Here is a 25,657-nt window from a genome sequence, read left to right on the forward strand (position 1 = left end):
GGTAGTAGAAAACCCGCATCGCCGCGGGTTTTTTTGCATCTCAGATCGTGCGATTGGACACGCGCTCCGATGAGAGCACGGTGGGAAGCGCCTTCGGCAGTGCCGCGGGCCAGTCGCGGCTGAAATGCAGCCCGCGGCTTTCGCGACGCGAGCGGGCGCTTTCGACAATCAGCGAAGCCACGTCGACCAGATTGCGCAATTCGAGCAGATCGCGACTGACCTTGAAGTTGGCGTAGTACTCGTGGATTTCGTCACGCAAGAGGGCGAGCCGATGCTTCGCGCGCGCGAGCCGTTTGTCGGTGCGGACAATGCCGACGTAGTTCCACATGAGCCGGCGCAACTCGTCCCAGTTGTGCGCGACGACAACTTCCTCGTCCGGATCGGAGACGCGGCTCTCGTCCCAGTCAGGCAGTGGCGCATGGACGGCCGCGCCGAATCCTTCCTCTTCGATCGCAGCGGCCGTGGACCTTCCCACGACGAGGCATTCCAGCAATGAGTTGCTGGCGAGCCGGTTCGCGCCGTGCAGACCGGTGCAGGACGTCTCGCCGACCGCGTACAGGCCGGCCAGATCGGTGCGCCCCGCCAGGTCCGTAACGACGCCGCCGCACGTGTAATGCGCAGCCGGCACAACCGGAATGGGCTCTTTCGTGATGTCGATGCCGAATTCGAGGCACCGCGCGAGGATGGTCGGGAAGTGTTCGTGCAGAAAAGCGGCGGGTTGATGGCTGATGTCGAGATAGACGCAATCGATGCCGCGCTTCTTGATTTCGAAGTCGATTGCACGTGCGACGATGTCGCGTGGCGCGAGTTCGGCCCGCGAGTCGTGATTCGGCATGAAGCGCGTGCCATCGGGCAGCCTCAGGACACCGCCTTCGCCGCGCACGGCTTCGGATATCAGAAACGATTTCGCGTACGGGTGGAACAGACACGTGGGATGGAACTGGATGAATTCCATGTTCGACACGCGACATCCCGCGCGCCAGGCCATCGCCGTGCCGTCTCCTGTAGCCGTGTCGGGGTTCGTCGTATACAGGTAGACCTTGCCTGCGCCGCCCGTTGCGAGGACCGTATGGGGCGCCTCGATGGTCACAGTGCGGCCGGTGGTGATATCCAGGGCATAGAGACCATGGCAGCGCCGCCCGGGCAGGCCGAGCCGGTCCGATGTGATCAGGTCGATCGCGCAGTGGTCTTCGAGCAGCGTGATATTCGGGTGGTGACGCACGCGCTCGCTCAGCGTAGTGACCACCGCGTGGCCGGTGGCGTCGGCAGCGTGAATAATGCGGCGATGGCTGTGGCCGCCTTCGCGTGTCAGGTGAAAGCCCAGTTCTGCTGCATCGTCCCGGGTGAACGGCACGCCCTGGGCTATCAGCCACTCGATGGCAGCCCGCCCGTGTTCAACGATATGGCGGGTGGCCGCTTCGTCGCATAGACCGCCGCCGGCGATCAGGGTGTCACGGACGTGATTCTCGATGCTGTCCGCGGAATCGAGCACTGCGGCGATGCCGCCTTGCGCCCAGTCGCTGGCGCCCTCGGTCATCGAACGTTTGGCGATAACCGCAACGCGCCGCGTCTGCGCCAGATTCAGCGCGACGCTCAAACCGGCCAACCCGCTGCCGACAATCGCTACATCGAAATTCATGTTCCTGCTTCTCCGTGTTTCCTGTCTCTGGCTTCTATCAACTGGACGCACTACGTGTACGTCGTTCAGGCGGTAGAGGATACCGCGCTGATGGCAGGAGGGAAACCTGGCCGGATGGCTGATGTGGAACCAGGCGGGGTGGAACCGGGGCGGAAAAACAAAAAGCCCCGCACGGATGCGGGGCTTTTTGTCGTCAAACTTTCGTCGAACAACGAAAACCAGGATTACTTGATCTTGGTTTCCTTGTACTCAACGTGCTTGCGGACGACGGGATCGAACTTCATGATCGCCATCTTTTCCGGCATGTTGCGCTTGTTCTTCGTGGTGGTGTAGAAATGACCCGTACCAGCGGTCGATTCCAGCTTGATCTTGTCGCGTGCGCCTTTTGCCATGATCTACTCCTTAGGCTTCGCCGCGTGCGCGCAGATCTGCGAGCACGGTGTCGATACCGTTCTTGTCAATCAGGCGCAGACCGGCGTTCGAGACGCGCAGACGCACCCAACGGTTTTCGCTTTCGACCCAGAAACGACGGTTTTGCAGATTCGGGAGAAAACGACGCTTGGTCTTGTTGTTCGCGTGGGAAACGTTGTTGCCGCTCATCGGCGCTTTCCCAGTTACTTGGCATACGCGTGCCATGAGAGCACTCCTAATACGCTAATTCTGAGTTCGAACGCCGTGAAAGTATCCAGGAAAGAAGAGCGATGCTTGAGATCGTTCGATATTTCCCTGAAGGCCTTGGTGGCTTCGGAACAGGGTTGGAAACAGGCAAACCGTGATTCTAGCAGGAAAAAACCCGATAAATCAAACGTTATTTGCGGTTGGCGGCTCGGCATAACACCGGTTTGCGACACCCTGAACACGTTGCAAACTGGCCTTCAGGTCCACCCGGCGCGGGCGAACGAGAACGTTTCGTGCGCACCGATCACGAGATGGTCGATCAGTTGGACGTCGACGAGAGTCAGCGTGTCGCGTAGCACCCGTGTAAGGCGCCGGTCGCTGGCGCTTGGTTTGACTGCGCCAGACGGGTGATTATGCGCCACGATCAGGCTCGCTGCATTCAAAGTGAGCGCCTGCCGCACAATTTCCCGTGGATAGACCGCCATGCGCGTGAGCGTGCCGCGCGAACTTTCCTCGGAGCGGATCAACCGGTGTCGTACATCCATGAACAGACAGACGAACACCTCGTACGGGCGCGCGCCGATCAGCAGGCGCAGGTAGTCCTCGACCGCTCCGGGCGAATCGATCAGCGGCCGTTCGCGCATCTTTTCCGCCAGCCCGCGGCGCGCCATTTCGACGATGGCGAGTAGTTGCGCGGTGCGCGCCGGGCCGATGCCGCGCAGTCCGTCGAAGTCGGCGGGCGTGGCGTCGAGCATGGCGCGTAACGAACCGAAGCGGGCGAGGAGCGCCCGCGCCACGTCGAAAACGTTGTGGCCAGGCAGCCCCGAGCCGAGCATGAGCACAATCAGTTCCGTATCGGATAGCGCGCCGGGACCCGCTTCGAGAAGACGTTCCCGGGGCATATCGTGCGACGGCCAGTCGCGACAGCGCACGGACGCAGGCGGCGCACCGCGTGGAGCCTGGATCGTGATGTCGTCGGGCAGCGCGAGCAAATCGGTGTCATGCATGATGTCGTCCTTCATGAGAGGTCGTCGGTACGGCCAGGGCAGCAGCGTGCGGGGAAGCGCGCGACCGCGACTGGATATGTGGCTTACAATAGGGCCTTTGCGCACGGCACTTCCGTTGCCACCGCGCGTATTGCGCCCAGGGCGCACGCGCAGCGCGTCGACCGAACGAGTACTGCATGAGCATCATCGACATTTCCGAAGTGAAGCCGGGTTCGCACGTCACGCTTCACTACCGGCTTTCGCTCGCCGATGGCGCCGATATCATCAATACCTTTACCGAAAAGCCCGCCACGCTGCTGCTGGGCGCCGGTCAGCTGGCGCCGCCACTGGAAGATATTCTGCTGGGATTGAAGGTCGGCCACCATTCGACCTTTCAGCTAGCGGCTGGCCAGGCCTTCGGGCCGCGCAATCCGGAGCTGATCCAGCGCGTGTCGCTCGCCACCCTGCGCGAAAACAGCATGATCGGCGAGGATTTTTCTCCCGGCGATCTCGTCGAATTCAATGCACCTGGCGGCGGACGCTACGCGGGCGTGCTGAAGGAAGTTGGCGAAACGTCCGCCCTGTTCGATTTCAATCACCCGCTCGCCGGCCAGCCGCTGGCGTTCGAAGTGAAAATTATCGGAATCCTGTAAACATGAGCATCACGGATACGACTCTGGCCGAAGCCGAAATCCTGCTGGCGCAGCCGCGCGGGTTTTGCGCAGGTGTCGATCGCGCGATCGAGATCGTCGAACGCGCCATCAAGCTGCACGGCTCGCCGATCTATGTGCGCCACGAAATCGTCCACAACGCCTATGTCGTTGAGGATCTTCGCAAGAAGGGCGCAATATTCATCGAGCAGCTCGAGGAAGTGCCGGCCGGCAACACGGTGATCTTCAGCGCGCACGGCGTCTCGAAGGCGGTGCGCACGGAAGCCGAATCGCGTGGCCTGCGCGTGTACGACGCAACCTGCCCGCTCGTCACCAAAGTGCATATTGAAGTCGCGAAGATGCGCGCCGATGGATTCGACATCGTGATGATCGGCCACAAGGGCCATCCGGAAGTCGAGGGCACGATGGGGCAGGCCGGCGAAGGCATGCATCTGATCGAGGACATCGAAGACGTGCAGGCGCTCGCGCTGCCGGACCCTGAGCGCATTGCGTTCGTCACGCAGACCACGCTGTCGGTCGACGACGCGGCCGAAATCATCGCGGCGCTGAAGGCGAAGTACCCCGCTATCCGCGAGCCGAAGAAGCAGGACATCTGCTACGCGACGCAGAACCGTCAGGACGCGGTCAAGTTCATGGCGCCGCAATGCGACGTGGTGATCGTGGTCGGCAGCCCGAACAGTTCGAACTCGAACCGGCTGCGCGAAGTAGCCGAAAAGCGCGGCATCCCTTCCTATATGGTCGATTCGCCAACGCAGATCGATCCGAAGTGGATCGAAGGCAAACGCCGCATTGGCGTGACCGCGGGCGCTTCGGCGCCTGAAGCGCTGGCGCAGGCCGTTATCGCGCGTCTGCACGAACTGGGTGTGCGCAACGTGCGTGCGCTCGAGGGCATCGAGGAAAACATCGCGTTTCCATTGCCTCGCGGGTTGGGTTTGCCCGCCTGAACCCGAATTTCACAAGGCAGCACGCACACGAAACGCAACGCGCCCGCAAGGGCGCGTTTTTTTTTCGCCTGCCGATAACCTGTCGTTGCCGAAAATAAGTGCCACATCATGTGAAAGGAGTCATTCCAATGCCATCGCACGTAAATTTCCACATAATTTTCGATAAATTTTTTAGCCGCTTTTAGTGATTGGACCCCTTTTATTGTGTAATACGCAATAAAACGTCAGATTATTTGCACTAAAAATGGGCATCGGAAATTGCCTTACAGGTGAATCACAAAATCAACGGAACGGCGCTGCCATCAGGCGTCAAAAAAGATTGCTGCAACACTTGGTGCCCGGGGCATCGATGCTGGTGCAACTGATGCACGCGTGGCGATCGCAACCAGGTTGCGCCAATTCACCACAATTGATCCAAAAATGCGGTTGCAATGCAGGAAAACCCTGCCGGTTCAACAATATTGCCTATCGCATAATTGGAGTTACAATGCGCGCGTTCTCAAGGCCAGAGGGCCTCGGGACATCAGATTTTGCAAGGCGCAGGAGACCTGTTTAATGCGAGTCAAGTTTGCTCACGCCGTGACCATCGCGGCCGCGGTTGCGATGCTGGCCGCGTGCAGCAGGAAAAATGATGGCGAGGCGAGCAATGGTGCATCGGCTGCTCCGGCAGCGGCTGCGCCGGCCAGCGCGACTGTCGTCCGGATCGGCCATGCCGCGCCGTTGACGGGGGGTATTGCGCACCTCGGCAAGGACAATGAGAACGGAGCACGCCTCGCCGTCGAAGAGATCGACGCACAGGGTCTGACCATCGACGGGCATCGTATCCAGCTCGAACTCGACGCGCAGGACGACGCTGCCGACCCCAAAACGGGCACGCAGGTCGCGCAGAAACTGGTCGATGACCATGTGGTCGGCGTGGTGGGTCACCTGAATTCGGGTGTCTCGATTCCGGCGTCGAAGATCTATAGCGATGCGGGGATCGTGCAGATTTCGCCGTCCTCGACGAATCCGTCGTATACGCAGCAGGGTTTCAAGACGACGTATCGCGTCGTCGCGACCGACGCCCAGCAGGGTCCGGCGCTCGCCAACTACGCGACCGGCGCGCTGCACGCGAAGCGCGTCGCCGTGGTGGACGACGCGACGGCCTACGGCAAGGGTCTCGCCGACGAGTTCGCGAAGACGGTCGAGGCGAGCGGTGCAAAGGTCGTGGCGCGTGAGGCGACGACCGACAAGGCCACGGATTTCCGGGCCATTCTCACGAAGATCAAGAGTGTTCAGCCGGACGTCATTATGTACGGCGGCATGGACGCAACGGGCGGGCCGTTCACGAAGCAGGCGGCAGCGCTCGGAATCAGGGCAAAAATCCTTGGCGGCGATGGTGTGTGTACCGACAAGGTAGGGGAGCTGGCGGGAACCGCCGTGCAGAACCTGGTCTGTTCGGAAGCGGGACTGGCGCTTTCGAAAATGGACAAGGGAGCGGACTTCGAGAAGAAGTACGACGACCGTTTCCACACGCCGGTGCAGATTTACGCACCGTTCACGTATGACGCTGTGTACGTGATCGTCGATGCAATGAAGCGCGCCAATTCGATCGATGCGCCCAAAGTGCTGGCTGCGATGCCCTCCACCGACTACAACGGTGTAACCGGCCACATCGCATTCGACGACAAGGGTGATTTGAAAGAAGGCGCCATTACGCTGTACGACTTCAAGGACGGCAAGAAAGCGGTTCTCGACGTCGTAAAGATGTGATGACGGAACAGTCTGGCCTGACGGCACCGAACCACCTGACGGTGCCGTTTTTGCATCCGCATCGGACAAGCCGGCTGCTGCAACACAGCAGCCACGCGAATCCGGAGCGGGTAACCCTTACCGGTCTTTTATCAGTACCCGCAGTGCCGTTGCGATTCCGTGATTCATCCCGGTCTACCCGCCGGATGACGAGCGCGAATCCAGTCGCACGGGCTAAGGAGCATTAAATGGATATCTTCATCCAGCAGATCCTCAACGGACTGGTGCTTGGCAGCGTCTACGCCATCATCGCACTGGGCTATACGATGGTTTACGGCATTCTGGGCATCATCAACTTCGCCCACGGCGATGTGTTGATGGTGGGCGCGATGGTTGCGCTCTCAGCCATAGGCGTGCTGCAGAACCACTTTCCTGGCCTCGGCAACGTGGCCACGCTTTGTATCGCGCTGGTCATCGCCGCGGTTGTCTGCGCGGTCGTCGGCTATGCGATCGAGCGGGTCGCGTACCGGCCGTTGCGCAAAGCGCCTCGTCTTGCACCGCTCATCACCGCGATCGGCGTATCGATCCTGCTGGAGACGCTCGCAATGATGATCTGGTCGCGCAATCCGCTGCCGTTCCCGCAACTGCTGCCGACCGATCCGATCAATGTGATCAGGGCCACAGACACGACGCCGGGCGCCGTGATATCGGTGACTGAAATCGTGATCATCGTGGTGGCGTTCGTCGTGATGGCGGCCCTGCTGCTGCTCGTGCACAAGACGAAGCTCGGCCGCGCGATGCGGGCCATTGCCGAGAATCCCGGCAATGCGTCGCTGATGGGCGTGAATCCGAACTTCGTGATCTCGGCGACGTTCATGATCGGCTCGGCGCTTGCTGCGCTCGCCGGCGTGATGATCGCGTCGGAATACGGCAACGCGCACTTCTACATGGGCTTCATCCCGGGTCTCAAGGCCTTTACCGCGGCGGTGCTGGGCGGTATCGGGAATCTCGGTGGCGCGATGGTCGGCGGCGTGCTGCTCGGGCTGATCGAACAGCTCGGCGCGGGCTACATCGGCAACCTGACCGGTGGTGTGTTCGGCAGTAACTACCAGGACGTGTTCGCATTCATCGTGCTGATCATCGTGCTGGTGTTCCGTCCGTCGGGCCTCCTGGGCGAACGTGTCGCGGATCGAGCATAAGGAGTAGAAGAACATGACCTCAATTCAACCGATCGAGCCGTCCACGACGCTCATTCCCGAGAAGAATCTGACGAAGACGCTGACCGTCGGCATCATCACCGCGATCTTCGTGATCGCGGCGCCGATGGTCATCGGCGCGGCAGGCGGCAACTACTGGGTCCGCGTGCTCGACTTCGCGATGCTGTACGTGATGCTGGCGCTTGGCCTTAACGTGGTGGTCGGCTTTGCCGGCCTGCTCGACCTGGGCTACATCGCGTTCTACGCGATCGGCGCGTACACCGCGGCGCTGCTGAGCTCGCCGCACCTGACCTCCCAGTTCGCATGGATCGCGCATCTGTTCCCGAACGGCCTGCATACCCCGATCTGGATTATTGCGCCGGTGGCAATGGCGCTGGCGGCGATCTTCGGGATTCTGCTCGGTGCGCCGACGCTGCGTCTGCGAGGCGACTATCTCGCGATCGTGACGTTGGGCTTCGGGGAAATCGTGCGGATTTTCATGAACAACCTCGACCGTCCGGTGAATATCACCAACGGTCCGAAGGGGATTACCGGCATCGATCCGGTCAACGTCGCCGGCTTCAGTCTCGCGCAGACCCACACGTTCCTCGGGTTTTCGTTCCCGAGCGTGTACATGTATTACTACCTGTTCGTGCTGTGTTCGCTGCTGGTGATCTGGGTGTGTACGCGTCTGCAGCACTCGCGCATCGGCCGCGCATGGGCCGCGATCCGCGAAGACGAAATCGCTGCCAAGGCAATGGGCATCAACACCCGTAACGTGAAGCTGCTGGCATTCGCGATGGGTGCGTCGTTCGGCGGCCTGTCGGGCGCGATGTTCGGCTCGTTCCAGGGCTTCGTGTCGCCGGAATCGTTCACATTCTGGGAATCGGTGGTCGTGCTGGCGTGCGTGGTGCTGGGCGGTATGGGCCACATTCCCGGCGTGATTCTCGGCGCGGTGCTGCTCGCCGTGTTCCCGGAATTCCTGCGCTCGACGATGGGTCCGCTGCAGAACTGGATCTTCGGTCACGAAATCGTCGACACGGAAGTGATCCGTCAGCTGCTGTACGGTCTCGCGATGGTGCTCATCATGCTGTACCGCTCGGAAGGCCTGTGGCCGTCGCCGAAGCATGAGGACAAGATTGCGAAACTGGCGAAGCGTAACGGCAAGAAGCCGGTGCGCGCCTGAGGCCCTGCCGGAGAAATCATATGAGCGATAAAAAAATCCGTTTGTCCGTCCAGGGCGTGAACAAGCGCTTTGGCGGCCTGCAGGCCCTCTCCGACGTCGGTCTGCAGATCGAGGAAGGCACGATCTACGGCCTGATCGGCCCGAATGGCGCCGGCAAGACGACGTTCTTCAACGTGATCACGGGTCTGTACACGCCGGATTCGGGCGACTTCAAGCTCGACGGCACGAACTACACGCCGACCGCCGTGTATCAGGTTGCGAAGGCGGGCATTGCACGTACGTTCCAGAACATCCGTCTGTTCGGCGGCATGACCGCGCTGGAAAACGTGATGGTCGGCCGGCACGTGCGCACGAAGCACGGCCTGATCGGCGCGGTGCTGCAAACGCCCGCCGAGCGCAAGGAAGAGCGCGAGATCAAGGAGCGCGCGCTGGAACTGCTGGAATACGTCGGCGTGTTGCAGTACGCGGACTACACGTCGCGCAACCTGTCGTACGGTCACCAGCGGCGTCTGGAAATCGCCCGCGCGCTGGCAACGGATCCGAAGCTGCTCGCACTGGACGAACCGGCCGCCGGCATGAACGCGACGGAAAAGGTCGAGCTGACGAGGCTGCTCGACAAGATCCGCGCGGACGGCAAGACGATTCTGCTGATCGAACACGATGTGAAGCTGGTGATGGGCCTGTGCAACCGCATGACAGTGCTCGATTACGGCAAGGTGATTGCTGAGGGTCTGCCGCACGACGTGCAGAAGGATCCGAAGGTGATCGAGGCTTACCTGGGCGCGGGGGTCCACTGATGGCTACGGCAATGTTGAAAATCAAGGGCCTGCAGGTCAATTACGGCGGCATCCAGGCGGTCAAGGGCATCGATCTCGAAATCGCGCAGGGCGAACTGGTCACGCTGATCGGCGCGAACGGCGCGGGCAAGACGACGACGATGAAGGCGATCACGGGCCTGAAGTCGTATTCGTCCGGCGACATCGAGTACATGGGCCAGTCGATCAAGGGGCTGCCGGCGCACGAACTGCTCAAGCGCGGTCTGGCAATGGTGCCGGAAGGCCGTGGCATCTTCGCGCGCATGTCGATTATCGAGAACATGCAGATGGGCGCGTATCTGCGCGACGACACCGAAGGCATCAAGAAGGACGTCGAGCGCATGTTCGGCTTCTTCCCGCGCCTGAAGGAACGCGCGACGCAGTATGCGGGCACGCTCTCGGGCGGCGAGCAGCAGATGCTGGCGATGGCACGCGCGATCATCAGCAAGCCGAAGCTGCTGTTGCTGGACGAACCTTCGATGGGTCTGTCGCCGATCATGGTCGAGAAGATCTTCGAAGTGGTGCGCGAAATCTCGAAGGAAGGCATCACGGTGATGCTGGTCGAGCAGAACGCACGTCTGGCGTTGCAGGCCGCGAACCGCGGCTACGTGATGGACTCCGGTCTCGTCACGATGTCGGGTGACGCGAAGCAGATGCTGGACGATCCGAAGGTGCGCGCAGCTTATCTCGGCGAGTAAGCCGGCTGCGTCATTTGATGTGAAGCTGAAGAAGCCGCATGCGTGAGATGAACGCATGCGGCTTTTTTATTACGCGGCGGTATGGTTCACCGCCGTTTCCGCGGTTTCACCCAGACGCTTGCCGAGACTGACCACTTCGTCCGCCCGATAGCCCAGCGCTTCGTAGAAGCCGCGCACCCCGGCTTTTGCAGATAGCACCTGCAGGTTCACCTTCGGACAGCCGAGCGCGGTCAGCGCGTGTTCCGCGTGCACGACGAGTTGCTTGCCGATGCCGCGCCGTCGCAGCGACGTATCGACGGCGAGCGAGTAGAGCCATCCGCGATGTCCGTCGTAGCCGGCCATGATCGTGCCGACGATACGCCCGTCCATTTCCGCGACGAAGAATAGCTCCGGCTGCATCGTGAGCTTGTTCGCGATCGACAGATGAGGATTGCGGTGCAGCCGGGTCACGTCCCGATACTCAGGGAACGCGTCCTGCCACAGCGTGACGACGGCATCGGTATCGGCTGCATCGAAGCAGCGGATCGACGGCATGGTGTGTGATGTCATGTGACGGCGCGTGTCGACGTTTACAGCGAGTCGAGAATCGAACGCAGCATCGACATCATCTGGTCGATCTCTTCGTTCGTGACGTTGAGCGCCGGCATGAAGCGCAGCAGGTTCGGGCGTGCCGCGTTCAGCAGCAGGCCGTCGGGCTGCATCTGACGCGCCTTCTCGACGATCTGGTTGCCGACGTCCTTGCCGAGCAGCAGCGCGCGCAGCAGGCCTTCGCCGCGTTCGCCGAGAAAGCCGCGCTCTTCCGACAGCGCCAGCAGCTGCGCGCGCAGATACTCGCCACGTGCCCGCACGCCTTCGAGAAAGCCCGGCGCCGTCAGTTGCGAGATCACCGAATAACCGACGGCCGTCATCAGCGGGTTGCCGTTGTACGTGCCACCCTGATCGCCGGCCTCGAACACCTGCACGTCGGCTTTCGCGAGGAGCGCCGCAAGCGGCACGCCGCCGCCGATGCCCTTGCCGAGCGTCATCACGTCCGGCTCGATGCCCGACAGCTCGTACGCGAAGAGCGTCCCGGCACGGCCGCAGCCGCTCTGTACTTCATCGACGATCAGGAGCAGGTTGTGCTGCTTCGTGAGCGCGCGCAGTTGCTGCATGAATTCACGCGTGGCCGGAATCACGCCGCCTTCGCCCTGGACTGGCTCGAGCATCACGGCGACGGTCTTCTTCGTGATCAGCTTTTCGACCGACGCAATGTCGTTCAGATCAGCCTTCGGAAAACCCGGCACCTGCGGCGCGTAGATCGTGTCCCAGCCCGGCTTGCCGCTCGCGGACATCGTCGCGAGCGTGCGGCCGTGGAAGCTGTGGTCGAACGTGATGATTTCGTACGCGCCGTCCTTGTGTTTCCTGCCCCACTTGCGCGCGAGCTTGATCGCGCCTTCGTTCGCTTCGGCGCCGCTGTTCGCGAAGAAGACCTTGTCGAAGCAGCTGTGCTGCGTGAGCAGGCCCGCGAGCTTCGCCATCGGCTCGTTGTAGAACGCCGGCGACGGATTGATCAGCGTGCGCGCCTGCTTTTCGAGCGCCTCGATCATGCCCTCGTTGCAGTGACCGAGACTGTTGACCGCCCAGCCCTGGATGAAATCGAGGTAACGCTTGCCTTCGTTGTCGTAGATCCACGAACCCTTGCCGTGCGTGAAAACGATTTCGGGCCGGTTGGTGATGTACATCAGCGACTCGATCGGATACTCAGTGAATTTCATGACGGCGGGGCTCCATCCGAAGCAGGGGGTTGAAGAAGGGACCGGAAAAACAAAAAAGCCACGGAGGTCCGTGGCTTTCATGATTCGAACAGCGTGCGCCCTGTAAAGGCGCGAATCCGTGACGAAGCCAGCGGCGCCCCTAAGGGAGCGGCGAGCGGCGACGTCGAAGTTCGGACTGGATGCGGTTCATGCGCGAAAGAATACGACAACGAGGCGGGCGGTGTAAACCGCCAATCGCGCGGACGAGCGATTTTTTGTCCGCGCGACTGATGCCATGACCGTATCGGCGGCCTGCCAGCGGATCAAACTGGATTGGCGAGATCCGCGGCGCTAGTGAACGAATCCGCATAAAACTCATCTTCCGGCAGCTTGTGGTGCGCGGTGAAATCGCGCTGCGCCGATTCGACCATCACCGGCGCGCCACACGCGTACACCTGATAACCCGACAGATCCGGCAGATCTTCGATCACCGCACGGTGAACGAAGCCTGTTCGACCCGTCCATGCATCGTTCGCGTCGGGCTCGGAGAGCACCGGCACGAAGCGGAAGTTCGGCACGTCCTTCGCCCATTGCTCCGCGTGTTCCAGCAGGTACAGATCCTTCTTGCGGCGCGCACCCCAGTACAGTGTCATCGGCCGGTCGATGTTCTTGAAAATCGCGTGTTCGACGATTGCCTTGAGCGGCGCGAAGCCCGTGCCCGATGCGAGCAGCACAATCGGCTTGTCCGAATCCTCGCGCAGGAAGAACGTGCCGAGCGGCGCCTCGAAGCGCAGGATGTCGCGCTCCTTCAGCGTGTTGAACACGTGATCCGTGAAGACGCCACCGGGCATGTGACGGATGTGCAGCTCGATCGGGCCTTCGGCATGCGGCGCACTCGCCATCGAATAGCTGCGGCGCTTGCCGTCCTTCAGGATGAATTCGAGGTACTGGCCGGCGAGATACTGCAGGCGTTCGTTGGCCGGCAGCTGAAGCTTCAGCACGACGACGTCGTCGGCCTTGCGCTCGACCGCGTTGACGCGGCACGGCAGCTTCTTGACCTGCACGTCGCCGACACCCGCCACTTCGCGGATATCGACTTCGAGATCCGAGCACGCGGTCGCGCAGCACAGCAGTGCCATGCCACGGGTCTTTTCATCGTTCGACAGCGCCGACGACGAATGCGGACGCTGCTCGACTTCGCCGGCGAGGACCGTGCCCTTGCACGAGCCACATGCGCCGTTCTTGCAGCCATAAGGCAGGCCCACGCCCTGGCGCAGGGCCGCGATCAGCACGGGTTCGTCGGGTTCTACCTGAAACTGCCGGCCGCTTTGCCGGAGCGTTACGTTAAATGCCATATATCGATCGAAAACGAAAAGTCGGGAATCGGTGCCTGCCGTGCCTGACGGCTACAATGCGTCCACCATGAAAGCGACACGAACCTTGCGCCGGCCGCGCCTGCTGATCGTCGGTTGCGGCGATGTCGGCATGCGCTGCGTCGAACTGCTGCATCCGCGCGCCCACGTCTTTGCCCTGACGAGCCACGAAGCGCGCCGCGCCGAACTGCGCGCGGCTGGCACCTCGCCGCTGGTCGGCGACCTGGACGTGCGTCGCAGCCTGAAGCGCCTTGCGGGCCTCGCGCCCGTGGTGCTGCATCTTGCCCCGCCGCAGAAGACCGGCGACGACGATCGCCGTACACGTGCGCTGCTCGCCGCGCTCACTTCGCGCCGCATGCAGCCGGCGCGCGCCGCGTTCACGCCAGTCGCGCGGATGCGGCGTTCGCGCCTCGCATGGATGGATCGCGAAACAGCCAATATTGTACCCGAGCGGGGTGCCCGGCTCGCCCGGTCAGCCGCGCCGCTGCGCGTCGTCTACGCGAGCACGACGGGTGTCTATGGCGACTGCGGGGGCGCGCTGATCGACGAGACACGTAGCGTGCAGCCTGCCAGCGACCGCGCGAAGCGCCGGGTGTCGGCGGAGCAGCAGTTGCGCCGGGCGACAGCGCGCGGGACGGTGAGCGCCACGGTCGCGCGGATTCCGGGCATTTATGCGGGCAACAGGCTGCCGCTTGCGCGGCTGGAGAAGGGCACGCCCGCACTGACCGACGCCGACGATGTGTACACGAGTCACATTCACGCCGACGATCTCGCGGCGATCCTCGTACGGATGTCGACGCATGGCAGACCGGGGCGCGTCGTCCACGCCTCGGACGATTCGACGCTGAAAATGGCGGCCTGGTTCGACACGGTTGCCGATGCGTATGGTTTGCCGCGTCCTCCGCGCGTCACGCGTGAGGAAGCCGAGACTCAGCTCGAGCCGATGCTGCTGTCGTTCATGCGCGAATCGCGACGTCTTTTGAACACGAGGATGAAGCGCGAATTGCGGATGCGTTTGCGCTATCCGGCGGTGCAGGATTTTCTGCGGGCGAACGTGGGCGCATAACGCGCCACGAGGTGGTTGCAGCCAACTTCGTACATCGAATAGAAGGCACTGCGCTTCATCACGCACGCTGCGCACATCACCGCGCATCGCTTCGGCGCGAAGCGATGCGGCGTCGCTCATCACCTACGTGATGCGATCCCGACTCACGTAATCGCGGGTAGCGCTTCCAGCAGCACGAAGCACAGGAGTGCGCCGACCAGCGCACCGATGAGGCTCGGAGGATAGCGGTGTCGCAGACGCATCATCGCCAGCGCACCGGCGATGAGAACGATCCCGAAACACACGAACGCAATCGTCATTGTTGAAATTTCATAACCATCGTGGATGATCATGGCGCCCCTCCTTGAATACTTTTTAATCGTTGTTTAATTGAGTATAGGGCGGGACGTAACGAAGGGCATGCTGCGGCGCAGCGCAACGGATACCTTTTTGCGCGGCAGTGTGAGATGGGTAACGCAGATGTCCGGCGACGGCAGTCCTCAAGTCGCGGCCTTCGGTGTTTACCCCGCCCGAAGCGCGGCGAGACTGGCTTCGTCGAGCCATTGCCATTCACCTTCGGCGAGCGCCGCGGGAAGCGCGAGGCCGCCGATGCGCTCCCGATGCAGCGCCTCCACGCGGTTGCCCGCCGCCGCGACCATCCGCTTCACCTGGTGATATTTGCCTTCCAGCACGGTGAGTTCGAGCGCGTGTCCGTCGCGCGCGCTGGCTGCGACCGCGGCGACCGGCGCGGACTCGCCATGCAGGAGCACGCCGACTCGCAATGCGTCGAGTTGCGCGTCGTCGAGCGGGTGACGGGTGGTGGCCAGATAAACCTTCGGCACCTTGCGTTTGGGCGACGTGAGCGCGTGAACGAACTGGCCGTCGTCGGAGAGCAGCAGCAGGCCCGTCGTGTCCTGATCGAGGCGTCCGACGCATTGCACGCCACGCATCGCGAACTGCGGCGGCAGCAGGTTGAACACGCTCGGATGATGCTGCGGATCGCGCGAGCATTCATAACCCGCGGGCTTGTTCAGCAGGATGTACGCATGCTCGTGATAACGCCACGCGATTTCGTCGATGACGAACGTCAGCGTGTCGGTGGGGAAGTCGGCATCTGCGTCGGCGCAGACCACGCCGTCGATCGATACATGACCGCCAGTGACGAGTGCGCGGCACTGGCGTCGTGAGCCGAAACCCTGGGAAAACAGCACGCGTTCAAGATTCATTGGGGAGCAGAAAGACGGAGTGGCGGTGGTGTCGCGCGCAGTGAACGGGTGAGTGGGCGCATCCGCGTGCACCGGGTGACGGACTGCAGCCCGTCGCATCGCGTGCATTTTACCCGGCGGGCCGTTCAGGCCGGGCTCACGTTACTTGTCCACCGGAAGTGGGGCTGCGCAAGCGACGTCTTCAACCACACGCTCAATCGCGGCGAAGGCACGCGCCGGCTCGCGCCACCAGCGAGACGTGAGACGCGGGCGAGTTAAAATCAAGGGTTTAGCCAGGCCCGCGTAGCGAAGTGCCCCGGCATCCGGTTTCCTGACAGCAAGGCGCAACACTTTGAAGAATCCACAGCATCACGACGGCCTGAAACGCGGCCTGAAGAATCGTCATATCCAGCTGATCGCGCTGGGCGGCGCGATCGGCACCGGCCTCTTTCTCGGCTCGGCGAGCGTATTGAAGGCGGCGGGTCCGTCGATGATTCTCGGTTACGCGATCGGCGGCATCATCGCGTTTTTCATCATGCGCCAACTCGGCGAAATGGTCGCGCAGGAACCGGTCGCCGGATCGTTCAGCCACTTCGCCTGCAAATACTGGGGCGACTTTCCGGGCTTCCTGTCAGGCTGGAATTACTGGGTGCTGTATGTGCTCGTCAGCATGGCCGAGCTCACGGCTGTCGGCACGTACGTGCATTACTGGTGGCCCGGTGTGCCGTCGTGGGTTTCGGCGCTCGTGTGCTTTGTCGTCATCAACGCGATCAATCTGGCGAACGTGAAGGCGTACGGCGAGACCGAGTTCTGGTTCGCGATCGTCAAGGTCGTGGCGGTGATCGGTATGATCCTGTTCGGCGGCTATCTGCTCGTGAGCGGTCATGGCGGTCCGCAGGCGTCGGTCACGAACCTGTGGCGCGACGGCGGCTTTTTCCCGCATGGCTTTCATGGGCTCTTCATGATGCTCGCGGTCATCATGTTTTCGTTCGGCGGGCTGGAGTTGATCGGTATCACCGCCGCGGAAGCTGACAACCCGCAAAAGAGCATTCCCAAAGCCGTGAATCAGGTGATCTACCGGATCCTGATTTTCTACATCTGCTCGCTTGCGGTGCTGCTTTCGTTGTATCCGTGGAACCAGGTGGCGTCCGGCGGCAGCCCGTTCGTGATGATCTTCTCGCAGATCGGCGCGGGTCTGACGGCGAACATCCTCAACATCGTCGTGCTGACGGCGGCGCTGTCGGTGTACAACAGCGGCGTGTATGCGAACAGCCGCATGCTGTACGGCCTCGCGGAGCAGGGCAACGCGCCGCGCGCGCTGCTGAAGGTCGACCGCCGCGGCGTGCCCTATATGGCGATCGGGCTCTCCGCGCTCGCGACGTTCGCGTGCGTGATCATCAACTATCTGATTCCGGCAGAGGCGCTCGGCGTGCTGATGGCGCTCGTCGTCGCTGCACTCGTGATCAACTGGTCGCTGATCAGCCTGACCCATCTGAAGTCGCGCAGGGCGATGGTGCAGGCAGGCGAAACGCTCGTCTTCAAGTCGCTCTGGTATCCGGTCAGCAACTGGATCTGTCTCGCGTTCATGGCGATGATCCTCGTGATTCTCGTCATGACGCCCGGGCTCGCCGTTTCAGTGCTGCTCGTGCCCGTGTGGCTGATCCTGATGTGGGCGGGTTATATCACGAAGCGGCGCTCCGCGGCTAAGCTCGCACGGGCCGGCAACGCGTAAGCGTGCCATCGTGCGATGACGTCACGGCTCGCGGGTTCAACGCGGCCATTGCCACGCTGGACCAGACAGCCGTTCAGCAAGAAAGCGCGATAGCGCTTCGACCGTGACGTCGCGTTCAGCAGCAGCGATGCTCACGTTCGCACGCTCGGCGTCAGCAGATCGGCGATGCCGATGCGGCCCGCGAATTCGATACGCTTTGATTCACCAAGCGCGATGACATCGGCGGCGCCATCATCGATAAAGTCGATCACGGTGCGCGCGGGCCGCGCGCCAGCCGGCAGGTCGACGACGCGCGCAATTTCTTCTGCGACCGCAACGGGGTCCGCATCTGCCGGCGACAACGCCGAGAGTCGCGCGCCCACCTGGTCGAGCAGGCCGTCGTAGCGGGCGTATTGGGCGGCGGTTGCCGTGTCGGCCGGTTTGCCGGCATTCGGAAAGTGCGCGGTGCCGCTCGTGAACGCGCCGGGCACGACGATCGACGTCTCCACGCCGAAGCGCGCGAGTTCATACGACATCGTCACGGCAAACGAATCCATCGCGGCCTTCGCGGCGGCATACGGGCCCATGAACGGAGGGTAGCCGCCGCGCGTCGTCGTGCTGCTTACCCACACCAGCAAACCCGACTGCTGTGCCCGAAGATGCGGCAGCGCGGCACGGTTGACGCGTTGCGCGCCGAGCACGTTGGTATCGAACACGCGGACGATCTCTTCCGGCGAGAACGCTTCGGTCGGGCCGATCACGAGGTGACCGGCGTTATGCACGATCACGTCGAGCCGGCCGCTGGCCTTCATGATTTCAGCGACAGCACTATCGGCCGATTCCTGCGACAGCACATCGAGTTCTAAAGCACGGATATCGAAGCCGCCGGCAAACGCATAATCGCGAAGTTCGCGCACACGGCTGGCGTTGCGGCCGGCGACGTCGCGCATGCTGGCGTACACCGTATGACCGTGCGCGGCGAGCGCGCGAACCGTAAGGTTGCCGATCCCGGTCGACGCGCCGGTGACGAGAATGACCTGTTTCATGTTTCTGCTCCTTCTCTTGCGTATGAGTGGGGCGTGCGGCTGCGCCGCAGATTTGTCGATCGGCGTGCCGGCGCATTCGCAGGCGGCACGCACGAGACGTGGCGCGCTCGCCGTTCGCGCATGTTTTCGCTTCAGACGATTCCGCCGTTGGCGCGCAGCGTCTGGCCGTTGATCCACGCGCCATCCGGACCGACGAGAAAGGCGACGGCGGCAGCGATGTCATCCGGCGTGCCGAGGCGTTCGAGCGGCGCGGCCTTGGCAAGTTTGTCGATCGTTTCCTGCGACTTGCCCGTGAGGAAGAGGTCCGTGGCCGTCGGTCCCGGCGCGACCGCGTTGACGGTGATGCTGCGACCGCGCATTTCCTTGGCGAGGATGTTCGTCATCGTTTCAATTGCGGACTTCGTGGCCGCATAGACCGCGTAGCCCGGAAAGGCGAGACCGATGACGCTGGTCGAAAAGTTGACGATCCGGCCGCCGTCGTTCAGGCGCGTTGCGGCCTCGCGCATCGTGTTGAAGCTGCCCTTCAGGTTGATCGCGAAAACGCGGTCGAACGTGTCGTCGTCGTGTTCGGCGAGCGGTTTCACAGCGGGCATGATGCCGGCGTTGTTCACGAGAACGTCGATCTTGCCGAGTTGCGTTTCGACCGCGTCGAACATCTCGCGCACCGACTTCGCGCTCGACACATCCGCCTTCATGGCGAACGCCTTGCCGCCCGCCGCGGCGATTTCCGCAACGACTGCGTCAGCTTCCTCGACGCGATTCGAGTAATTCACGACGACGGTCATGCCGTCGTGCGCCAGACGTTTCGCGATGCTGGCGCCGATGCCGCGGGATGCTCCGGTAACAAGTGCGATCTTGCTCATGATGCTGCTCCTTGAATGGGTTCGAAAGGGGTTCAGTGATGCTGTGAATGCATTCTGCACGCGCTATCGAATTGGATAAATACGGTAGGATTGCCATAACTGTGCAATCTTGATCAACAATTGTATGGACCGCTTTCATTCGATGCAGGTATTCACGCGGATCGTCGAGCTGGGCAGCTTCACGGCTGCGGCCGATGCGCTGAACCTGCCGCGCGCCACTGTTACGCACGCGATCAAGCAGCTCGAAGCGCGGCTTGGCGTGCGTCTGCTTCAGCGCACGACGCGCAGTGTCAGCGCGACGCTCGACGGCGACGCCTACTACCGGCGCTGCGTGCGGCTACTGGCCGATCTGGAGGAGACGGAGTCGGTATTCACGGAGGCTTCGCTGAAGCCGAAGGGCAAGCTGCGGGTCGACATGCAGGCCACGCTCGCTCACGAGATCGTGCTGCCCGAGCTGGCTGCGTTCTGCGAACGGTACCCGGAGCTGGATCTGGATATCGGCTTTGGCGATCGCACCGTCGACATGGTGCGCGAGGGCTTCGACTGCGTGCTGCGGGCCGGCACGCCGAAGGATTCGACGATGGTGGCGCGCCGGCTTGCCGACATGGCGCAGGTGACGTGCGCGAGCAGCGCTTATCTCGACCGTCACGGCGAACCGCGAACACTTGAGGACCTGAAAGACCACTGGGCGGTGAATTACACGCTGGCCGCGACGGGGCGTGCGTGGCCGTTCGAATTTGTGATCGACGGCGTGCGGCGCGAGATCGAGATGAAGGGGCGCATTTCGGTATCGAACGCGGATGCGTACTTCTCGTGCTGTGTCGCGGGAATGGGGCTCGTGCAGGTGCCGCGATATCACGCGATGCAGGCCATCGCGAACGGCACGGTGCGCGAAGTGCTGAAAAACTGTCCACTGCCGACGATGCCGGTATCGGCGATGTATCCGCATCACCGGCAGCTGTCGCCGCGGGTGCGCGTGTTCGTGGACTGGCTGGCGGGGCTTTTCGGCCGGTGGGACGCGGGCGCGGCGGGCGATGCACGCGTGGGCTGAGCAGTGACGCCGGGCGGAACTTTCAGGCGTAAAAAACAAAACCCGCGGCATCGTCATGATGGGCGCGGGTTTTTGCTACTGCTTTTTTTACTGCATGAAGCGATGTTCTGGTGCCCAGGGCCGGACTCGAACCGGCACGCCTTGCGGCGGGGGATTTTGAGTCCCCTGCGTCTACCTGTTTCACCACCTGGGCTTGTGGGTGCTTATGGGTAATACGTCGATGTTGCCTTGATATTTCCTCGCGCGGAAGTAACCTGGCGCTGCGGGAAACGCGGATTATGGCTGAAAACGCGTCTCCGGGCAAGTTGCCGGGCGGCCCGCCACGGCCGCGACGGCCCTCAAAGCGTGCGCGAAAACCGCTCCAGCGTCTGCTGGCCGAGATAGCGGTCGAACACCATTGCGATATTGCGCACCAGCATCCGGCCCGCGGGCAGCACATCCAGACGTCGCGCGCCGATCGACACGAGCCCGTCGTCCGCGAACGATTGCAGGTGGGCGAGTTCCGGCGCGAACGTCTCGGTGAAATCGATGCCGTACGTCGCGTCGAATTCGTCGAAACGCAGTTCGAGATTGCACATCAATTGCGTGATGACATCGCGACGCAGGCGGTCGTCGTGCGTCAGACGCACGCCTCGCGTGATCGCGAGGCGATCCGCATCGATCGCTTCGGCCCATGCGGGCAGTTCTTTTTCGTTCTGCGCGTACACATCGCCGACCTTGCCGATCGACGATGCGCCGAAGCCGATCAGATCGCATTCCGCCCGCGTGCTGTAGCCCTGGAAATTGCGATGCAGCGTGCGCTGCGCCTGCGCGCGTGCGAGTTCATCGGAGGGCAGCGCGAAGTGATCCATGCCGATGTACACGTATCCCGCACCGGTCAGACGCTCGACCACGCGACGCAGGATCGCGAGCCGCACTTCCGGCGAGGGCAGCGTTGCCGGGTCCATCTGGCGTTGCATCTTGAAGCGTTGCGGCATGTGCGCGTAGCCGAACACCGATAGCCGGTCGGGCGCGAGCGCGAGCATGGTGTCGAGCGTGTTGCTGAAGCTGTCGACGGTTTGATGCGGCAACCCGTAGATCAGATCGACCCCGATCGAATGGAAACCGTGCGCGCGCGCCGCGTGCATCACGCTGCTGGTCATTTCGAGGGGCTGGATGCGGTTGATGGCCTGCTGCACACGCAGATCGAAGTCCTGCACGCCGAGACTCAAACGGTTGAAGCCCATCGAGCGCAGGTGCGCGACCGTTTCCGGCGAAGCCTCGCGCGGGTCGACCTCGATCGAATATTCACCGTGCGCGTCGGGCGCGAGCTGGAAGTGTTCGCGCGTGGCCGCCATCAGTTCGGCCATTTCGTCGTGCGAGAGAAACGTCGGTGTGCCGCCGCCCCAATGCAGTTGCGACACGACACGCTTCGTATCGAACAACGCCGCCTGCAACGCGACCTCACGTTTCAACCGGTCGAGATAGGGACGCGCATGCGCACGGTTCTTCGTCACGACCTTGTTGCAGCCGCAATAGAAGCAGACGGTGTCGCAAAACGGAATGTGGAAATACAGCGAAAGGTCGGTGCCTGCCGCGCCAGGATCGGCTGCGGCGCGTGTGTAATCGGCCAGGCTGAAATCGTCGCGGAACTGAAGTGCCGTTGGATAGGACGTATACCGTGGGCCGTTTGCGTTGTACTTCGCGAGGAGGTCGGGGCGAAAGAGCGTGTCGGTGTCGGCGGCGGTCATGGAAATGGTGTGATGGCGCGGCGCTGAACGAACCGCGCGCCATCGGCATTCACGAATCGAGGCGCGTCGGACAGCGCGGGCGCCTTGTGGGCGTGGCGTTTCGAACCCGACGAGTGTACGTGAGCGCTCGCGATGAACATTGTGTAAAAAGGTCGCACGCGCGGCGATGGCACAATGCGGGTCGGGCGCATGCTCGCCTCTGTTAGAAGGTTGGTGTTCCAGGAATTTTCGTCGTGATGGTTGCTTCCTTGCAGGTTTCTCCGTTTGCCGTGCCGGACCACGCGTGCCGCCCTGATTGCGGCGCGTGCTGCATCGCGCCTTCGATTTCGAGCCCGATTCCCGGCATGCCGAACGGCAAACCCGCTGGCGTGCGGTGCGTGCAGCTCGGCGACGATCTGCGCTGTGCGATTTTCGGAGCGCCGGAGCGGCCCGCATGCTGCTCCGGGCTACAACCGCAAACGGACATGTGCGGCACGTCGCGCACTGAAGCGCTCGCGTGGCTCACGACGCTCGAAGCCGATACGCAGCCTTCGCGGCCACATCAATCGTTATCGTGAGCGCAGCAAGGCGTGCTGACCCAGACGGCATTCATCCCGATCCGTTGCACGTTCGACATGGTTTCAACAGGGGGTTTCGCATGACTCAAGCCGCCGCGCCAGCGAGGCGCCGGTTCCTGCTCGCCGCGTGCGCCGCGGCTGGCGTCAGCGTTTCGCTGGCCGCGTGTGCCGCATCGACGTTTCCGTTCATTCCGGACCACTACACGTTCTCGCCGCAGCAGGTGCAGGAAGCGGTACAACGCAAGTTTCCGTATCAGCGGACGGTCTCGCAGGTGTTCGATGTCGCGTTGACGAATCCTGTCGTTGGCTTTCTGCCGGACACGAACCGTGTGTCCGTGAAGCTCGATGCGCGGCTGGTGAGCCCGTTCATGCCGCAACCGGTGAACGGTGTATTCACGCTATCGAGTGAGCTTGCGTACGACGCGACGATGCGCGCGGTAGTGCTGAAGCAGCCGACGGTCGACAACGTCACGGTCAGCGGCGACGCGCAGGCCTACACGCAGCAGATCAACGCCGCCGCCGCGCTGCTCGCGACGCAGTTGCTGACCAACTATCCGATCTACACCTTCAAGCCCGAACAGTTGCAATTTGCCGGTGTGAATTACGAACCCGGTACAATCACTATCCTTACAAACGGCATACGCGTGCAGATCGTCGAAAAATGACGGATGCGCGGCCGGCGGGGCCGCGCGACGCTGGCTGGCCCAATCAGAACACCTTCAGAAAAAGGGCCCCGGATGGACTGGATATTGATCTGCAAGGCGCTGGTTCTTGGCGTCGTCGAAGGCTTGACGGAGTTTTTGCCGGTGTCGAGCACCGGGCATCTGATCGTTGCGGGAAGTCTGCTCAACTTCAATCCCCCAGACGCGAAGACGTTCGACGTCGTGATCCAGCTCGGCGCGATTTTCGCGGTGTGCTGGGAGTACCGTCGCAAGATCGGCAGCGTCGTGAGCGGTCTGCCATCGCAGCCCCTCGCGCGGCGCTTCACATTGAACGTGATCATCGCGACGATTCCCGCGATCGTGCTCGGTCTGCTGTTCGAAAAAGCGATCAAGGCAGCGCTGTTCTCACCGGTGCCGGTTGCACTGGCGCTCGTGACCGGCGGTCTCGTGATCCTGTGGGCCGAGGCGCGTCAGCGTGACGGGGGCACCGCGCCGCGCGTGCATTCGGTCGACGATCTCACACCGCTCGACGCGCTCAAGGTCGGCGTCGCGCAGTGCTTCGCGCTGGTGCCGGGCATGTCGCGCTCGGGCTCGACGATCATCGGCGGGATGCTGTTCGGTCTCGACCGGCGCGTTGCCACCGAGTTCTCGTTTTTCCTCGCGATTCCGATCATCTTCGGCGCGACGCTCTACGAGATGGTCAAAAGCTGGCACACGCTGACCACCGATGCGCTCGGCCTTTTTGCAGTCGGCCTGATCGCCGCGTTCATCAGCGCGTTTGTGTGCGTGCGCTGGCTGTTGCGTTACATCGCGGCGCACGATTTCACGGTATTCGCGTGGTACCGGATCGGCTTTGGTCTGCTGATTTTGCTGATCGGTTATAGCGGCGGGTTGAGCTGGGCCGATTGAGATTGCGCACTTCCATAGCGCACGTTGAATGAAAAAGGACCGCCTGGTGTGGAGCGGTCCTTGTTCATTTTCATGTCCGGCGAAATCCGGCTGCGTTCAACCGCCTGAGCGCCGGCGAAAGACGAGATCCCACACACCGTGCCCGAGCCGCAAACCGCGACGCTCGAATTTCGTCACCGGACGATAGTCCGGACGCGGCGCGTAGCCTTCCGCGGTGTTTTCAAGCGCGGGTTCGGCGCCGAGCACTTCCAGCATCTGTTCGGCGTAGTTCTGCCAGTCGGTGGCGCAATGCAGATAGGCGCCCGGCTTGAGCCGCGACACGAGCAGCGCGACGAACTTCGGCTGGATCAGACGGCGCTTGTGATGGCGCGCCTTGTGCCACGGATCGGGGAAGAAGATGTGCACGCCGTCGAGGCTTTCCGGCGCGCTCATCTGTTCGAGCACTTCCACCGCATCGTGCTGGATGATGCGGATATTCGACAGCGACTGTTCGCCCATCAGCTTCAGCAGCGCACCGACGCCAGGCTCATGCACTTCGACGCCGAGGAAGTCGTCGCCGGCGCGATGCGCGGCGATCTCCGCGGTCGTCGCGCCCATGCCGAACCCGATCTCCAGCACGCGCGGCGCCTCGCGACCGAACACGATGTTCCAGTCGGGCTGTTCGCCGGAAAACGGCACGACGAAGCGCGGACCGAGCTCGTCCATCGCGCGACGCTGGCCCGTCGAAACGCGCCCCGCACGGGTGACGAAGCTGCGGATGCGACGTAGATGCAGCGCTTCAGGCGAGTGTGCGCTGCCGGCTTCGCTGGCTGCGGTTTCGCTGGAGAGATCGTCGGTGGCCTCGGAGGCGGGCGGACGGGTTTCGTTCGGGTCGTGGATCATCGTCGATGACTGCAAGGGTGAAGGCGCCGGGTGCGATGGCCGCATTGGCCGCGCCGTGATACGTCAGCGGGAATATCGACGGTGGTGCGTTTGCCGTCGCCCTGACGAAAAAGCCGCCTTCGATGAGGCGGCTCTCGTGCTGGATTTCCGCTGGAGATCAGCTGAATGTGGAGCGGGCGATGGGAATCGAACCCACGTCTTCAGCTTGGGAAGCTGAGGTAATGGCCATTATACGACGCCCGCAGAGCGCGCTATTTTACGCGGTTTCGCGCGATTCATGCAAACGGGGATTCTGGCGGGTGGAGTGAAAAGTGTATGCACTTCGAAAATTCTTGCTGGATTCGCGAGCGCAGGTGTCGTGTAGTAGATACGCGAAGCTTATTGCACGCGTTCAGTGACCGTCTGT

Annotated in this window: 26 protein-coding genes and 2 tRNA genes; 13 read left to right on the plus strand and 15 right to left on the minus strand. The window is 62.4% G+C overall.

The features are described from left to right. Positions 1-40 precede the first annotated feature (40 nt). The 4 genes from nadB to radC all read right to left on the minus strand — a co-directional run bounded on the left by nadB (position 41) and on the right by radC (position 3,264). Complete coding sequence (gene nadB / locus LPA34_RS08545; RefSeq protein ID WP_228976973.1) at positions 41-1,639, minus strand: L-aspartate oxidase; 1,599 nt, start codon at positions 1,637-1,639, stop codon at positions 41-43. A gap of 224 nt (positions 1,640-1,863) precedes the next feature. Then, positions 1,864-2,031 carry a 50S ribosomal protein L33 gene (rpmG, locus tag LPA34_RS08550; protein ID WP_121281636.1) on the minus strand — a complete coding sequence of 56 codons (168 nt, stop codon included), beginning with the start codon at positions 2,029-2,031 and terminating at the stop codon, positions 1,864-1,866. A 10-nt stretch (positions 2,032-2,041) separates the two neighbouring features. After that, a complete protein-coding gene (gene rpmB / locus LPA34_RS08555; RefSeq protein ID WP_007586227.1) occupies positions 2,042-2,275 on the minus strand; it encodes a 50S ribosomal protein L28 in 234 nt (77 codons plus the stop codon). A 239-nt stretch (positions 2,276-2,514) separates the two neighbouring features. After that, positions 2,515-3,264, minus strand: a complete 750-nt coding sequence (radC, locus tag LPA34_RS08560; RefSeq protein ID WP_228976975.1) for a RadC family protein — start codon at positions 3,262-3,264, stop codon at positions 2,515-2,517. Positions 3,265-3,440: 176 nt separating this feature from the next. Here radC and LPA34_RS08565 point away from each other — a divergent pair, with 176 nt between their 5' ends. The 7 genes from LPA34_RS08565 to LPA34_RS08595 all read left to right on the plus strand — a co-directional run bounded on the left by LPA34_RS08565 (position 3,441) and on the right by LPA34_RS08595 (position 10,484). Beyond that, positions 3,441-3,896 (plus strand): FKBP-type peptidyl-prolyl cis-trans isomerase, encoded by a 456-nt coding sequence (locus LPA34_RS08565; protein WP_228875069.1) that lies wholly within the window; start codon positions 3,441-3,443, stop codon positions 3,894-3,896. Positions 3,897-3,898: 2 nt separating this feature from the next. Then, complete coding sequence (gene ispH / locus LPA34_RS08570; protein WP_228976977.1) at positions 3,899-4,858, plus strand: 4-hydroxy-3-methylbut-2-enyl diphosphate reductase; 960 nt, start codon at positions 3,899-3,901, stop codon at positions 4,856-4,858. 555 nt (positions 4,859-5,413) lie between these two features. Then, positions 5,414-6,610: a branched-chain amino acid ABC transporter substrate-binding protein gene (locus LPA34_RS08575; RefSeq protein WP_228976979.1), complete on the plus strand. Its 1,197-nt coding sequence runs from the start codon at positions 5,414-5,416 to the stop codon at positions 6,608-6,610. A gap of 227 nt (positions 6,611-6,837) precedes the next feature. Then, positions 6,838-7,788: a branched-chain amino acid ABC transporter permease gene (locus tag LPA34_RS08580; protein WP_228976981.1), complete on the plus strand. Its 951-nt coding sequence runs from the start codon at positions 6,838-6,840 to the stop codon at positions 7,786-7,788. Between the two features lie 13 nt (positions 7,789-7,801). Further along, positions 7,802-8,971, plus strand: a complete 1,170-nt coding sequence (locus tag LPA34_RS08585; RefSeq protein ID WP_228976983.1) for an ABC transporter permease subunit — start codon at positions 7,802-7,804, stop codon at positions 8,969-8,971. Positions 8,972-8,991: 20 nt separating this feature from the next. Beyond that, on the plus strand, positions 8,992-9,768 hold the full coding sequence (locus tag LPA34_RS08590) for an ABC transporter ATP-binding protein (RefSeq protein ID WP_228976985.1): 777 nt from the start codon (positions 8,992-8,994) through the stop codon (positions 9,766-9,768). Continuing rightward, entirely contained in the window at positions 9,768-10,484 is a 717-nt protein-coding gene (locus tag LPA34_RS08595; protein WP_228976987.1) for an ABC transporter ATP-binding protein, read from the plus strand. The genes LPA34_RS08590 and LPA34_RS08595 overlap by 1 nt, the downstream gene beginning before the upstream one ends. 69 nt (positions 10,485-10,553) lie before the next feature. Here the strand turns inward: LPA34_RS08595 and LPA34_RS08600 are convergent, their stop codons facing one another. The 3 genes from LPA34_RS08600 to LPA34_RS08610 all read right to left on the minus strand — a co-directional run bounded on the left by LPA34_RS08600 (position 10,554) and on the right by LPA34_RS08610 (position 13,572). Next, positions 10,554-11,033, minus strand: a complete 480-nt coding sequence (locus LPA34_RS08600) for a GNAT family acetyltransferase (protein ID WP_228976989.1) — start codon at positions 11,031-11,033, stop codon at positions 10,554-10,556. Positions 11,034-11,053: 20 nt separating this feature from the next. Then, positions 11,054-12,238 (minus strand): acetylornithine transaminase, encoded by a 1,185-nt coding sequence (locus LPA34_RS08605; RefSeq protein ID WP_228976990.1) that lies wholly within the window; start codon positions 12,236-12,238, stop codon positions 11,054-11,056. 302 nt (positions 12,239-12,540) lie between these two features. Beyond that, a complete protein-coding gene (locus LPA34_RS08610) occupies positions 12,541-13,572 on the minus strand; it encodes a CDP-6-deoxy-delta-3,4-glucoseen reductase (RefSeq protein ID WP_228976992.1) in 1,032 nt (343 codons plus the stop codon). A gap of 67 nt (positions 13,573-13,639) precedes the next feature. Between LPA34_RS08610 and LPA34_RS08615 the strand changes: the two genes are divergently transcribed. Further along, complete coding sequence (locus tag LPA34_RS08615; protein ID WP_228976994.1) at positions 13,640-14,656, plus strand: NAD-dependent epimerase/dehydratase family protein; 1,017 nt, start codon at positions 13,640-13,642, stop codon at positions 14,654-14,656. A 143-nt stretch (positions 14,657-14,799) separates the two neighbouring features. Here LPA34_RS08615 and LPA34_RS08620 read toward each other — a convergent pair whose 3' ends face one another. After that, complete coding sequence (locus LPA34_RS08620; RefSeq protein WP_228976996.1) at positions 14,800-14,988, minus strand: hypothetical protein; 189 nt, start codon at positions 14,986-14,988, stop codon at positions 14,800-14,802. A 168-nt stretch (positions 14,989-15,156) separates the two neighbouring features. Beyond that, a complete protein-coding gene (locus LPA34_RS08625) occupies positions 15,157-15,861 on the minus strand; it encodes a pseudouridine synthase (RefSeq protein WP_228976998.1) in 705 nt (234 codons plus the stop codon). A 331-nt stretch (positions 15,862-16,192) separates the two neighbouring features. Between LPA34_RS08625 and LPA34_RS08630 the strand changes: the two genes are divergently transcribed. Continuing rightward, the gene (locus LPA34_RS08630; protein ID WP_228977000.1) at positions 16,193-17,572 is read left to right on the plus strand and encodes an amino acid permease; all 1,380 of its coding nucleotides are present in this window, start codon (positions 16,193-16,195) and stop codon (positions 17,570-17,572) included. 131 nt (positions 17,573-17,703) lie between these two features. On the opposite strand, the gene LPA34_RS08635 is transcribed toward LPA34_RS08630, so the two are convergent. Beyond that, positions 17,704-18,597, minus strand: coding sequence for an SDR family oxidoreductase (locus LPA34_RS08635; RefSeq protein ID WP_228977002.1), 894 nt, complete (start codon positions 18,595-18,597; stop codon positions 17,704-17,706). 131 nt (positions 18,598-18,728) lie between these two features. Then, on the minus strand, positions 18,729-19,460 hold the full coding sequence (locus tag LPA34_RS08640) for an SDR family oxidoreductase (protein ID WP_228977004.1): 732 nt from the start codon (positions 19,458-19,460) through the stop codon (positions 18,729-18,731). A gap of 124 nt (positions 19,461-19,584) precedes the next feature. On the opposite strand from LPA34_RS08640, the gene LPA34_RS08645 reads away from it, so the two are divergent. Then, positions 19,585-20,511: a LysR family transcriptional regulator gene (locus LPA34_RS08645; protein WP_228977006.1), complete on the plus strand. Its 927-nt coding sequence runs from the start codon at positions 19,585-19,587 to the stop codon at positions 20,509-20,511. A 108-nt stretch (positions 20,512-20,619) separates the two neighbouring features. Here LPA34_RS08645 and LPA34_RS08650 read toward each other — a convergent pair. After that, positions 20,620-20,704, minus strand: a tRNA-Leu gene (locus tag LPA34_RS08650). Between the two features lie 145 nt (positions 20,705-20,849). After that, positions 20,850-22,241, minus strand: a complete 1,392-nt coding sequence (gene hemN, locus LPA34_RS08655; protein WP_228977008.1) for an oxygen-independent coproporphyrinogen III oxidase — start codon at positions 22,239-22,241, stop codon at positions 20,850-20,852. A gap of 236 nt (positions 22,242-22,477) precedes the next feature. Between hemN and LPA34_RS08660 the strand changes: the two genes are divergently transcribed. The 3 genes from LPA34_RS08660 to LPA34_RS08670 all read left to right on the plus strand — a co-directional run bounded on the left by LPA34_RS08660 (position 22,478) and on the right by LPA34_RS08670 (position 24,369). Next, positions 22,478-22,798, plus strand: a complete 321-nt coding sequence (locus LPA34_RS08660) for a YkgJ family cysteine cluster protein (RefSeq protein WP_228977167.1) — start codon at positions 22,478-22,480, stop codon at positions 22,796-22,798. 80 nt (positions 22,799-22,878) lie between these two features. After that, positions 22,879-23,463: a DUF1439 domain-containing protein gene (locus LPA34_RS08665; RefSeq protein ID WP_228977009.1), complete on the plus strand. Its 585-nt coding sequence runs from the start codon at positions 22,879-22,881 to the stop codon at positions 23,461-23,463. 72 nt (positions 23,464-23,535) lie between these two features. Next, positions 23,536-24,369, plus strand: coding sequence for an undecaprenyl-diphosphate phosphatase (locus LPA34_RS08670; protein ID WP_228977010.1), 834 nt, complete (start codon positions 23,536-23,538; stop codon positions 24,367-24,369). 96 nt (positions 24,370-24,465) lie between these two features. Here the strand turns inward: LPA34_RS08670 and trmB are convergent, their stop codons facing one another. Further along, positions 24,466-25,251: a tRNA (guanosine(46)-N7)-methyltransferase TrmB gene (gene trmB / locus LPA34_RS08675; protein ID WP_228977011.1), complete on the minus strand. Its 786-nt coding sequence runs from the start codon at positions 25,249-25,251 to the stop codon at positions 24,466-24,468. A 168-nt stretch (positions 25,252-25,419) separates the two neighbouring features. Then, a tRNA-Gly gene (locus LPA34_RS08680) sits at positions 25,420-25,494 on the minus strand. Between the last annotated feature and the right edge of the window lie 163 nt (positions 25,495-25,657).

Origin of the sequence: Paraburkholderia gardini, assembly GCF_907164575.1 — a bacterium.
In the GTDB taxonomy this organism is placed as follows: domain Bacteria; phylum Pseudomonadota; class Gammaproteobacteria; order Burkholderiales; family Burkholderiaceae; genus Paraburkholderia; species Paraburkholderia gardini.